Consider the following 12,139-nt stretch of genomic DNA (forward strand, 5'->3'; position numbering starts at 1 on the left):
TTAAATTGATGTTTAGCCGGTATAAGTTATTCGAAGCAAACACCAGTGCTATTGTCGAAATCTAATCCGTGGGCTGTACAAGCTAGCTGCATAAACTCTTGCTCAGAATTCTTAACTTGAGCGTCAAACTCTGATTGCAATGTCGATTCGAGTTCATTCTCAGTTTTAGCCATTTGGTTTTCTATAATTTGGTGATGTTCTGCGATTGCAGCTTTTTCTTTTGCTGTAAACTCTTCGGCATTAGCTTGGCCTACAAAAGCAAACGCGCTCAAAATGATTGCCAATAGTGCCATACGGCCAGAAAAAGCGATTTTAGTGGTTGAATAGTTCATATTGGGCTCCAAACAATTGCGTAAATGCATGTGCTAAGAAACTCTTGGCTCAATTAACCTACTTGCTCAAGATTATTTCTGTACGTTAGCGTCCCCTTGCGCTTATTTAGCGCTGTGAACCTAACGTTGCGTGTTAACTTGAGACCTATATTAGCCGATACAACTTGTATCAAAGCTGAACAAAAACTAGTCAGTCACTATTAAGGGAGGAAAGGTGATTGATAACCTTGATTGATAACAAAAAATCCAATATAAGCGTTATTCATTCTTCATAGTTTCACAATGAAACCCCTGGCGCATGGAGTCAAATCGGCAGTTGAGACCGCACTCCCAAGCAACATCATTGAGTTTTGATGATTCATTTTCCGCATAGCTCTTACAGCTTGGATAGTCATCAAAGTCATCTTGCTTATGGTAATTTCCAGAATTGTAACCACCTTTATAGATAAAGGCCGACCATGACTCGGGATGAGAAGAGACTTCAGTTTGATTGATATGATAAATCGTCGCGCCTAAACCGATAAACAGTAAAACAACAAATAAAATGGGCGCCAGCTTTTGCATGGTAATAGTCTCTTGAGTACAGCTTATAACTCAAGCTTAAAGGCTGGAAGAGATAATGCAAACACTATAACGCTGACAATTATTTGCTTGTAAATGAATATAACTGGCTAGGGGTTGCAATCGGTCTGCGGTTACTGATGCAATTTGATGCAACTAATTTGTTTATACTATGGTCTACTAATATGCTTATAAAACACACTTTATCAGTATTCAAACTTAGATTAAGCAATTATACAGGTTTAATATTGTACAGTTGAGCAAGTTAAGATTCAGTCACGTATAGCGGTGGAGGCTAATATGAAAGCAAAACATATACTTGTTGCGAGTTTACTCGTATCTAGTTCAGTGTGGGCGGCAGATGAAGCCGTTGAAAACCCTGTAACTGAAAATGGCGTGGTTAAAGTTGAATGGCAAGATCCAAGTAGCTTCCGTGATATTCGCTCTAGTGGTGAAATGAAGACTCGATTTGAAAAGCGTACTTTCGAGCAGTTAACTAAGAACCTCAACAAAGAAGCGAGTAAAATTCTTAAGCCAGAACAAAAGCTTGAAATGGTGGTTACAGACTTAGATTTAGCTGGCGATGTTAGACCAACCTTTGGCGCAACAACCAATGATATTCGGGTAGTAAAAGATATTTACCCACCACGTATTACCTTCAGTTATAAAATTGTAGAAGGTGATAAAGTGGTGATGGCGGGTGATGAAAAGCTGACAGATATGGGCTTTATGTATTCCATTAATAAAATGAACGACAAGCCTTACCGCTATGAAAATGCGTTATTAACTTCATGGCTGAAAGATACTGTTAAACCTAAGCTGTAAACTCAGTTTTAGTTACAGTAAAAGCGCAAAACGTTACACACCCACCGCCATATCTAGCTTAAATAGGCTAAGTGAGCTTTGAGCTTGCTTAGCCTGTTTTTTTGCCTGAGCGCTATAGATAGACAATTGATGCTCATTGCAGTTTAGGGTAACACTAGGCGGTAAAATTCCGGCACTTAGTGAAATAAGCTCGTGATAGCACTTAACCCCCTTGCGATCTTCCGCCAGCATCTGTTTTGCCTGCCAGTGCTTTTTTGAATAAAACAATGACTTGCTAGCTTCAAAGTCCATGATAACTCGCTGCGCCTGTAACTCGATGTCTGCAGCGGTACTGATAATGACAAAATCGTCGCCGCCCACATGACCGATAAAGTTATTGCTGTCTTGCTGCTGTAGTAAGAGCCGTGAAACCTCACGGATCACCTCATCGCCACGACAGAAACCATATATATCGTTGTAAGGCTTAAAGTTTGATAAGTCGAAATAAGCTAAATAGAAGGCTTTTTTCTGTAAGCGTAAGCGCTGTAGCTCTTCTTGAATGGGAATATTGCCAGGCAAGCCTGTTAATGGGTTGGCGTGGCGAGCGACCGCTATCTTTTGCTCGGTAATCTTTGCTAGTAGATCTTTTGTGTGGCCAATACCCAGTAGTTTGCCTTGCTTGAGGATAATAAACTGCTGCACAACTAAGTCGGTAGACTCATTGGTTAAGCGCTGGCTTACCTGAGAAATAGGCATATCAGCTTCAATGCGTATAAGTTCTGCTGTTAGTACTTCTTCAACAGTTTTATGCTCATGCAGTGCACGCCCATAAGGTGTGCTAAATAACTCGATAACCTGACTTCTCTGCACCATGCCAATCACTTCATCAGCTCGCAATACAACAATGGCTTGCAGATGTAGATGCTGGTTAAAGGTCTCACCTATTTTTTTGAGTTTGCTGTTGAACTGGCATGTCGTTGCCTTGCTACATAAGCTCTCTGCTGACTCTGCAAAGCGAACTCGAGGGCTGACAGGTTCAATCATCGGGCTGAACGGAATATCACGATTCGGCTCTGAGGTAGGGCGGCCAAGTAAAAAACCCTGACAATAAATAATGCCGAGTTGCTTTAGAATGGCTAGCTCTGCATGGGTTTCAATACCTTCAGCAATGACCTTGCAACTTAGATTTTGGCAAAGCGCAATGATGGAACGTACAAACTCCTGTTTTACTGAAGAGGTGTCTATCGAATCAATAAAATGTCGGTCAATTTTTACGTAGTCAGGCGCAAGCTCTGACCATAAACGTAAGCCAGAATAACCCGCACCAAGATCATCGATTGCGGTTAAAAACCCTTGGCTGCGGTAATGGTTTAAACAGGATTTTAGCAGATCGATATCATCGGCGGGATACTGCTCTGACAGCTCTATAACCACTTGTGACGGCTCTAATCCCAGTTCTTGTACCAGACTGAGAGTTAAGCCCTTAGCGTGATTAGGTTCCAGTAATGCCTTGGGTGAAATATTAAGAAATAACTTGCCCTGTAACTTGGAATATTTAAATTGTTGAATCGAAATTCGACGACACAAACTCTCTAACTCAGATAAGCGCCCTTCGTAAGCTGCTGTTTTAAATAAAGGCACGGGCGAGAATAATGGACTATGCTCAGGCCCTCGGCTTAACGCTTCAAAGCCATGGATCTGGTGAGTAGAAATATTGCAAATTGGTTGGAACACCGCTTTAATTTTTTCTTTGCTGATAATTTTATCGAGTTCAAATTTTAGATCGATAGCGGACATTATTTCCTACCAAGTATTAATGAGATAGAAAATTCTATGACACAGGTGTGACAATTCAATGACAGAAACTGGGGTGTTATTGATATAAATTATGGAGTTTATTATCTCATTCATAGTGTATATGTGAGTGATAAATAGCGTGAGAGCGGCTTAATTGTAGTGAGATAAATGGCTAGTCAGATGGACTTAGCGGAAAAGTCTAAAAAGCACTAAACATTTACTGATATTTAGTGCTTATCAACTTCTTAAAGACTAACGGAATTACTTAGCGTTAGATTTAAAGGCCTGCATTGTTTGCAGCAATAGTCCAAGCTTAGGCACGTAGCTTTCAAGTGCAGGCGCAAGTGATTCTGGGTTTTGAATCATAGCTTCCATATCGGTCGCTAATTCTTGCACATATGGCGTGAAGCGATTGCTTTTAGTGGTAAAACCTTCTGATGCAGAGAAAATAGCGTCAAACTTTACATGACCAGCTTTTTTCAACTCATCGAGACGGTTGTCTGCATCAATCGCTTGGCGGTAGGCGGTTTGCAAACTGGCTTTAAGTTGCTCAATAACCTGTGTGTGTGGCATAACAGCCTCTCAAATAGAAATTTGGCTGAATTATAAGGGGCAAGGATGATAGCAACAAGTGGCGTAAGGCGTTTATTCAAATTAGTTGGTCTAAGCTTAGGTTTGATTTCGGTGACGGTAAGCGCTGAGCAAACTGATAAACCACCTTTTTATCAAATCTCTTATCAAGGCCAAACCGCTTATTTATTGGGCTCGATTCATGTTGGAAACGCAGAGTTTTATCCGTTAGCAGCGCAAATAGAACAGGCTTTTAAACAATCGGCTGCATTGGTTGTAGAGGCGGATGTAAGAGGCGCGAATGTGCCAGCTTTATTGGCTAAATATGGCGCTGACAAACTGCCGATGGATAGTGAGACCAAGTCTGTTATGGCTGCGTATTGTCAACACCAGCAGCGAGTGTGTGCAGCACTTGAAAACTATGCGCCTTGGCTACAATCAATGCAGCTAAGTATAGGGCGTTACGCAGCTTTGGGTTATAGCGGCGTATATGGGGTAGATGCGGTACTGGTTAGCCAAGCAGGGACTAAACCTGTGTACGAACTTGAGAGTACAGAGTTTCAATTTAAGTTGTTGTCATCTTTTGATGCAGATACCCAGTGGAGTATGGTGAAAGAAGCCATTGAGGCGCCTGATAGCGATATGTTGGAACTTATTTCAGCGTGGCGCAGCGGTAATGAGGCGGAACTGGCCGACTTAATGGAAGGGGAAATGTTGCGTGAAGGCGAAACTGAAATGGTGGAAAAAATGCTTTGGGGCCGCAATAAAACAATGGCGCAGCGCATTGTTGAGCTGATGCAGTCCCCAAATACTAAGCAGCCTTTATTTGTGGTTATAGGTGCTGGGCATTTGGTCGGACAAAAGAGTGTGCAGACTTATTTGCAGCCCCTTGGTGTAGCGGCAAAAAATTGTTGGCAACAAGAATGTGGTTAACTTGCAGCTAGCTTGATGTTGTTGGCGATTATCAGGTTTGTTGCTTTTGGTGTATAATGCGCCGCTCGATTTTGGTTTCCCGTGTCATTTTGAAGGGTTTTATTGGTTTGAATAAAGAATACAGCATCGATTTAAAGGCGTTACCGTCGCTATTTACGCTTTATCGCAAAATATTTTTTGGTCGCAAGCCTGGTTGGGATGAGCAACCGCTGCCAGTAATTAATATCTCTAGCCCTAACGTGGCCTTGTCGCAAGACAAAGTGGCACAATACGCCAAAGTCTGTGGCTTTGAGTTCAACGGTAAAACTCTACCACCGACATATCTATATGTGATGGCATTTAGGTTACATGCGGTTATTTTTACCCATGAAGGTATTACGTTCCCGTTGTTGGGAATGATCCACCTGAAAAATAGCATCACAATGCACCGCGCAGCCAGAGTTGATGAAACCTTCGATATCCAATGTGTATTAACGACCAGTCGCATGACTGACTCGGGCCTTGAGTTTGAGTTAGTGTCAAAAGCGTTTGTAGCAGGCGAGTTGGTTTGGGAGTCTCTCTCTACATACTTGTACCGCATTGAGGGTAAAGCGAAGCGCGTTCGTCCGCCTAAGGCGAATGAAATGGCGTGGCAAGATCCGATTAGCTGGACACTCGCTGAAGATCTTGGTCGCCGTTATGCTAAAGCATCCGGTGACTATAACCTCATCCATTTACACCCTGTTATGTCAAAGCGCTTTGGTTTTGATCGTGTACTCGCTCATGGTATGTGGTCTAAAGGGCGCTGTGTTGCCCAGTTAATGCCAACTATTAGCGACAAGCCATGCAAGATTGATGTGGCCTTTAAGTTGCCGCTATTTATGCCAAATAGCGTTAGCTTTGCTGCTGAGCACCTTGAAGATAAAACAGTATTTGAGCTGCGGGATCAAAAGGGTCGTCGGCCACATTTAAGTGGTGAAATCACTTTTTTATAAGCGCTAGGCAAGATAATTAGCGTGTGAAAGTCACTAAAAAGGCGCAATTAGCGCCTTTTTTGATCTTCAATATTATCGTCAGTCTAAGGTACACCGTGGCCAGTTGATGCTTGCCAAATACTAAACCATTGCTGGCGAGTTAGCGTGAGTTTACTGGAGTTGACTGCTGACGTGATCCGTTCAATATTGCCGCTGCCAATAATTGGTTGTGGCTTGCTTGGCAAGGCTAGTACCCAAGCGTAAATCACCTGACTAATATTTTCTGCACCAATCTCGTCAGCAATGCTTGTCAGGGTTGCACGTAACCTAATTGATTGCTGATCTTGCGCTGAAAATATATTGCCGCCGCCAAGGCAAGACCAAGCCATTGGGATCAGTTTGTGCTGTTGGCAATGATCGAGTGTACCATCGTGCAATGCACTCATATTACTTGGTGAGATCTCCACTTGATTGCAGAGCAGTTTCTGATCCCAGCGCGATTGCAATAGGTCGAATTGCTGCGGGCTAAAGTTCGAGGTACCGAAGTGGCGTACTTTGCCCTCGCGCTGCAGTTGCTCAAAAGCATTGGCCACCTCATCAGCATCCATCAACGGATCTGGCCTGTGGATCAGTAACAGATCTAAGTAGTCAGTCTTTAACCGAGTTAATGAGTTTTCGACGCTGGCAATGATGTGCGCCGCCGTGGTGTTATAGTGGTTGAGATAAACATCTGGATTATGATCGTTAACTAAGCGAATGCCGCATTTGCTGATGAGCTGCATTTTATCTCGAAGTGCAGGTGCTAATGCGAGGGCTTCGCCAAATAATTGTTCACACTGATAGCCACCATAAATGTCGGCGTGATCCATGCTGTAAACACCAAGATCTAAATAACCTTGGATTAACGCTAAACGTTGCTGTGTATTTGTGTTCCAGTCGGCAGTTCGCCAAAATCCGGCTATAAATTGTGATAGCTGCAATGCAGGCTGTTGCATGTTGTTTCCCTACTTAACGGTGCGACTTTGTTGACGTAGATTGCAAAACGCTAAAATAGCGTTCGCTGACTATTTAACCTCTGACAGAGATCATCTATATTCCCCGTCGAAAGCCTACCCTACATAAAAATACATCGTGGAACCATTCGAATGCTGTCAGATATTGAAATTTCGCGTCAACATACTTGCCAACCAATTAGCCAAATAGCCGGTGAACTCGGGATTAACCCTGACGAACTGTCATTGCATGGTGCTAACAAGGCCAAAGTTTCTTTAGCGGTTACCAATCGACTTGCCAATAATAAAAATGCCAAGCTAGTCATTGTTACTGCAGTAACGCCTACGCCTTTTGGTGAGGGGAAAACGGTTACGACTATAGGACTAACTCAAGCACTTAATCACAACGGCCATAAAACATGTGCCTGTATTCGTCAGCCAAGCATGGGACCGGTATTTGGTACCAAAGGCGGAGCTGCTGGAGGTGGTTATGCGCAGGTAGTGCCGATGGAAGAGCTCAACTTGCACTTAACTGGCGACATACATGCAGTAAGCAGTGCACATAATTTAGCGGCTGCAGCGCTTGATGCGCGTTTGTTCCACGAGACTCGGTTAGGCGCTGCGGCGTTTACCGAACAGTCGGGTTTAGCGGCACTCAATATCGATGCTGACAAGATATTGTGGCGCCGAGTTGTTGATCATAATGAGCGTAGCCTAAGACAGATCAATGTGGGTTACGGATCGTTTAATGGTCCAGTACATGAGTCTGGTTTTGATATTACTGCCGCATCAGAGCTGATGGCGATATTGGCGTTAAGCAGAGACTTAAAAGATTTGCGATCGCGCATTGGCCGCTTAGTATTAGCGCTTAATCAGCAAGGCGAGCCGATTACTGCAGAAGATCTTGGCGTTGCTGGCGCAATGACTGTGATAATGGTTGATGCCATTGAGCCTACATTGATGCAAACTCTATCGGGCGATCCTTGCCTAATTCATGCTGGCCCATTTGCTAATATCGCTCACGGTAACTCATCCATTATTGCTGACTCTATCGCAGCTAAACTGGCTGACGTTGTAGTAACTGAAGCGGGTTTTGGCTCTGATATGGGCTTTGAAAAGTTTAGCAATATCAAAGTAAGAGAGTCGGGTTACGCACCGAGTGCATCGGTTGTAGTTGTTACCCTTAAAGCATTGAAAGCTAATAGCGGTATTACGTCTGAGCAAGATATTAACCAACCAGATAGTGAAAGATTAACCGCAGGCTTTGCTAATTTAGAGTGGCACATTAACAATGTCAGCCAATATGGCGTACCTGTGGTGGTGGCCATTAACCGCTTCCCTACAGATACCGATGCTGAGCTCGAGTGGCTTATTGAGCGTATTGGCCAAACTAAGGCGTTTGGTTGTGAAATCAGTGAGGCCTTTAGTAAAGGCGCAGAGGGCGCAGCTAAATTGGCAGAAATGGTTTACCGTGCGACAGAGACTGCAACAGAGTTTAAGCAACTTTATGAAACTGAAGCGAGCTTAGAATCTAAATTGATGACGCTAGCGGAAGTGGGCTATGGCGCGGCGAGCGTAAGCCTATCTGATAAAGCTAAATCACAGTTAGCATGGCTGACTAAGCATAACTATGGCAACTTGCCTATTTGTGTAGCGAAAACGCCAATGTCGATTAGTCATGATCCAGCAATTAAAGGCATTCCTACCGGTTTTGATTTACCTATTACCGAGTTAAGGTTAAATGCCGGTGCGGGCTTTGTAACGGCGCTTGTTGGTGAGGTAATGACTATGCCAGGCTTAGGATTAACCCCGGGTTATCTCAATATTGATATTAACGATAATGGTGAAATCATTGGCTTAGCCTAATTTTACTATTCTTGATAGATACAAAAAAGCCCCTGCAACAGATGTTGCAGGGGCTTTTTATTTAGCTGAACACTCGATTACTTCTCAAGTGCAGTTTGATAAATATGTACATCGCGTTGCGGGAACGGAATGCTAATACCTTCAGCGTCAAAGCGCATTTTAACGGTACGCGTAATATCCCAATATACATCCCAGTAATCTTCAGGCTTAGCCCAAGGGCGTACAATAAAGTCCACTGATGACTCACCAAGCGTGTGTAGCTTGATAGTCGGCTCAGGATCTTTAAGTACTAGTGGGTGCGCCATAACGATATCACGTAGCACTTGCTCGGCGTGCTCAATGTTATCGGCATAACCAATACCAAAAGTCATATCAACACGGCGTTGATGTTCAACGGTGATGTTATTGATAGTATCGCCCCAAATCTTGTTGTTTGGCACAATCAGTCTTTGGTTATCTAAGGTCTTAATTGTGGTTGATACCAAGCTCATGTGGCTAACACGACCCGTTACACCACCTGCGTTGATCAAGTCACCCACATCGAATGGACGATAAACTAAGATCATCATGCCTGAAGCGAAGTTTGATAGCGTGTCTTGTAAAGCAAAACCGATAATCACACCGGCAATACCGAAACCAGCTAGCAGTGGCGCAAGTTCAAAGCCAAGTTGCGACAAGGCAATTAATAAACCCAGCGCAAATACAACTTTACCTGATAGTGAGATAAAGAAGTCTTGCAGTAGCATGCTGAATTTAAGCTTTGAGTTACTTACCGCTTTTTGTACTACGCGCTTAGCAATTTTACCAATTAAGCTAAATACGAATAGGATCAAGCAGAAAATAATCAGCTTGAACATAATACCAGCGCCATTTTCCATAGCCTGAGTTTTAGCAATGGTTAGCCACTCAGTTAGCAAGCTGCTTGCGACATCAAAGTTCAATACATCTTGAGTGATATCACCTGACACGCTAAACAGTGTTTGCTTATAAAGTGCGGTGTTTTGCCCAAGTGAGTCTAAGATGGCGATTGTGGTTGATAGGCTGCTTGAGCTTTGATCTAGGCGCTCTTTTAGTTCAACAACCAGTGCTTTTTGCTCGGCACTGACATCCGCACCAGCAATTTGCACATCGCTAACAGCTTGGCTTAAACGCTCTTGGTTGTAATAAACAAAGCTATTTAAGTCATCAGCACGTGATGTTAATGCAGAGATAAACTCAGTGGTTTTTGCTTCAACATCGATACCAGCAGTTTTACCCCAAACTAATAACTCTTGTTCAGAGGTGAATAGTTTGTCTTGTTCACGTTGGATCTGCATCAGGCCCAGCATGATCTTGCGATCGCCGTCAGCACCCACTTCGCTCATCAGTACAGTTTTTTGCTTAGCAAAGTAAGCTTCAACGCTATCTGTAAAAGCAAGTTGCTTAGCAATATATGGCTTCAAAAAAGCGAGATCTGGATTTGAACCGTCCATCTGCTCTTTTAACGTTTCTTGTAGTAACGCGGCATTACGGCCAATACGATATTCAAGAAAGTTCTTAATTTCGCCTTTGGTGTGAGGTAATGCTTTTACATCGCTATCGATTAAGCTCTGTATTTTATTAAGATTATTGGTTAACTCTGTATTTTGTGCATTTGCTACAAATGAGCAAAGACACAAAATCATCATTAAGATTTTGGGCAGCATTTTATGCATTTGGTGTGTCCGTTAGTTCCCAGGATTTAGTAATAATATTACGGCTTAGGAAAACTGTCGATTTGTTATTGTTAAAGCGGCAAACAAAGTGAGGATTAACAGCGGAAATCTGCTAAACTTTTGCTCCCCAAAATAGGGGCTAATTGAAGCTGCAATACCTTTAAAGAGAGATAACGCGAGTGATATGTAGTCATTGTTCTAAGCAGATAGCGATAGATAAAATTAAAAATATCAGAGGCAAGGGACTAAGAAGTGAGATCCAATGTCCTTCTTGTCAGGCTTGGCTTGGTAAAAATGTCATTTTGTCTTGGATTAAAATTATCGGCTTCTACAGTGGTGTGGGTTTATTTGTGTTGAGCTACTTTGATGCAGAAGCACGTTCACTGGCGATGCCTTTTGCGATTGTGTGCATCATGGTGATGTTTATCACTCATTTGATGGATAGTTTAAAAGTGATTGAAGCGCCTATTGAAGAGATAGTTGATAATAGTGAGCACCTGAAAAAGTATCGCTAATATCTTTGAGCTCGCAGTCTCGAAATGAGTGCATGCGGGCTTTAACCTGCAGTCGGATTTTTACTGATATTGATGATTTAAAGTAGAAGTTCAACAGCTAGGTGTTGCTGCAGTTCTAATAGTTAGCGAAATGCCTTCGGGCATGTCAGATAAGCCAAAATAAATGTTTGGCTAAAGTTAATTGCTAAATTGCATAGTTAGCAATTAACGCAGCTGACTAGCTGAAGAAATAACCGATTAGTTAGAGCGGAAGCTAATCGGTATTGTCTGTCTAATCGATTACTTGAACTTGGGCTTCAAGTGCCGCTTCGACGTAATAGATCCCACCAAGAATTGCGACAAAAAACAGCGTAGTCATGATGATAAGCTTTAGGTTTGAGCGAAGAAATTCAAGCATGATAATTGCGCCTTTCAATAGATAAACTCTTGTCTAATATCACGATAGATATCATTTGATGTTAGCAATATTAGTTGTTACAGCTTAAGACAGTATTAATTAGCCATCAAGTTTAGGTGATGTTGTTCACAATATTTTGAGGGCCTTTTAACGCTGATTTTTGTTAGCGTAAACCCAATACTGAGTTTGTGATTCAGTAATATCTTAAGTTGCTAAAAAAACTAATTATCTACTCATACTTAGGGAGCACCGATAAAAAGCTTGGTTAACTGTGGTGTTACTGGATGAATACTTTGCAACAATTGAGGTAGATTAAGGCTTGACTTAAATAATCAGAAACATAAACTTGTCACGTTTTAACACACAAGGTTAACACTGTGATTCGAATGAGTAGCGTGAAACAGAAACTGGTAATGGGGCTTTTAGCCGTGTTCCTGTGTCTGTCTTTTGCAGCGTCAGCTCATAGTCTGAGTCATTTGGACGATGGCGCTACAAACCATTGTACTCTGTGTTATCACCAACACCAGGTCAACAACCTGCTGCCAAGTTGTGAACTTAAAATAGCGATTGAGCGTCAGGAAGTTGAGAGCCAAGAGTACATTCTTCCAGTATTTTACTCACGTCATGTGAGTTTCTTCCAAAGCCGCGCCCCTCCAGTAGCAGCGTAATTCTTCATTTTATAAAACAACTAATTAATAAGAATTTTTGAGTATTCCCACGGGGAA

General features: G+C 42.5%; 13 protein-coding genes. 6 read left to right on the forward strand and 7 right to left on the reverse strand.

All coding sequences use genetic code 11. The annotated features are described in order from the left end of the window. Positions 1 to 26 precede the first annotated feature (26 nt). The gene (locus L2740_RS12425; protein ID WP_248950507.1) at positions 27 to 332 is read right to left on the reverse strand and encodes a hypothetical protein; all 306 of its coding nucleotides are present in this window, start codon (positions 330 to 332) and stop codon (positions 27 to 29) included. Between the two features lie 258 nt (positions 333 to 590). Then, positions 591 to 896 carry a hypothetical protein gene (locus L2740_RS12430; protein WP_248950508.1) on the reverse strand — a complete coding sequence of 102 codons (306 nt, stop codon included), beginning with the start codon at positions 894 to 896 and terminating at the stop codon, positions 591 to 593. Between the two features lie 297 nt (positions 897 to 1,193). Between L2740_RS12430 and L2740_RS12435 the strand changes: the two genes are divergently transcribed. Next, positions 1,194 to 1,718 (forward strand): DUF3016 domain-containing protein, encoded by a 525-nt coding sequence (locus L2740_RS12435; RefSeq protein ID WP_248950509.1) that lies wholly within the window; start codon positions 1,194 to 1,196, stop codon positions 1,716 to 1,718. A gap of 33 nt (positions 1,719 to 1,751) precedes the next feature. On the opposite strand, the gene L2740_RS12440 is transcribed toward L2740_RS12435, so the two are convergent. Together L2740_RS12440 and L2740_RS12445 are read right to left on the reverse strand one after the other, a co-directional pair. Next, positions 1,752 to 3,494, reverse strand: a complete 1,743-nt coding sequence (locus tag L2740_RS12440; RefSeq protein ID WP_248950510.1) for a bifunctional diguanylate cyclase/phosphodiesterase — start codon at positions 3,492 to 3,494, stop codon at positions 1,752 to 1,754. A 261-nt stretch (positions 3,495 to 3,755) separates the two neighbouring features. After that, positions 3,756 to 4,067 carry a prephenate dehydrogenase gene (locus L2740_RS12445; protein ID WP_248950511.1) on the reverse strand — a complete coding sequence of 104 codons (312 nt, stop codon included), beginning with the start codon at positions 4,065 to 4,067 and terminating at the stop codon, positions 3,756 to 3,758. A gap of 45 nt (positions 4,068 to 4,112) precedes the next feature. On the opposite strand from L2740_RS12445, the gene L2740_RS12450 reads away from it, so the two are divergent. Both L2740_RS12450 and L2740_RS12455 read left to right on the forward strand, forming a co-directional pair. Further along, positions 4,113 to 4,997, forward strand: coding sequence for a TraB/GumN family protein (locus L2740_RS12450; protein ID WP_248950512.1), 885 nt, complete (start codon positions 4,113 to 4,115; stop codon positions 4,995 to 4,997). Positions 4,998 to 5,104: 107 nt separating this feature from the next. After that, positions 5,105 to 5,971, forward strand: a complete 867-nt coding sequence (locus L2740_RS12455) for a MaoC family dehydratase (protein WP_248950636.1) — start codon at positions 5,105 to 5,107, stop codon at positions 5,969 to 5,971. A gap of 83 nt (positions 5,972 to 6,054) precedes the next feature. Here L2740_RS12455 and L2740_RS12460 read toward each other — a convergent pair whose 3' ends face one another. Beyond that, positions 6,055 to 6,945: an aldo/keto reductase gene (locus tag L2740_RS12460; RefSeq protein WP_248950513.1), complete on the reverse strand. Its 891-nt coding sequence runs from the start codon at positions 6,943 to 6,945 to the stop codon at positions 6,055 to 6,057. Positions 6,946 to 7,095: 150 nt separating this feature from the next. Between L2740_RS12460 and L2740_RS12465 the strand changes: the two genes are divergently transcribed. Beyond that, positions 7,096 to 8,808 carry a formate--tetrahydrofolate ligase gene (locus L2740_RS12465; RefSeq protein ID WP_248950514.1) on the forward strand — a complete coding sequence of 571 codons (1,713 nt, stop codon included), beginning with the start codon at positions 7,096 to 7,098 and terminating at the stop codon, positions 8,806 to 8,808. 77 nt (positions 8,809 to 8,885) lie between these two features. On the opposite strand, the gene L2740_RS12470 is transcribed toward L2740_RS12465, so the two are convergent. After that, positions 8,886 to 10,502, reverse strand: a complete 1,617-nt coding sequence (locus tag L2740_RS12470) for a mechanosensitive ion channel family protein (protein WP_248950515.1) — start codon at positions 10,500 to 10,502, stop codon at positions 8,886 to 8,888. Between the two features lie 302 nt (positions 10,503 to 10,804). On the opposite strand from L2740_RS12470, the gene L2740_RS12475 reads away from it, so the two are divergent. Continuing rightward, entirely contained in the window at positions 10,805 to 11,017 is a 213-nt protein-coding gene (locus L2740_RS12475; RefSeq protein ID WP_248950516.1) for a hypothetical protein, read from the forward strand. Between the two features lie 271 nt (positions 11,018 to 11,288). Here L2740_RS12475 and L2740_RS21465 read toward each other — a convergent pair whose 3' ends face one another. After that, the gene (locus L2740_RS21465) at positions 11,289 to 11,414 is read right to left on the reverse strand and encodes a hypothetical protein (protein WP_275974212.1); all 126 of its coding nucleotides are present in this window, start codon (positions 11,412 to 11,414) and stop codon (positions 11,289 to 11,291) included. Positions 11,415 to 11,800: 386 nt separating this feature from the next. On the opposite strand from L2740_RS21465, the gene L2740_RS12480 reads away from it, so the two are divergent. Further along, a complete protein-coding gene (locus tag L2740_RS12480; protein WP_248950517.1) occupies positions 11,801 to 12,082 on the forward strand; it encodes an ABC-type zinc uptake system zinc chaperone in 282 nt (93 codons plus the stop codon). The last annotated feature ends 57 nt before the right edge of the window (positions 12,083 to 12,139 follow it).

It is taken from the genome of Shewanella pneumatophori (assembly GCF_023283895.1).
GTDB classification, from domain to species: domain Bacteria; phylum Pseudomonadota; class Gammaproteobacteria; order Enterobacterales; family Shewanellaceae; genus Shewanella; species Shewanella pneumatophori.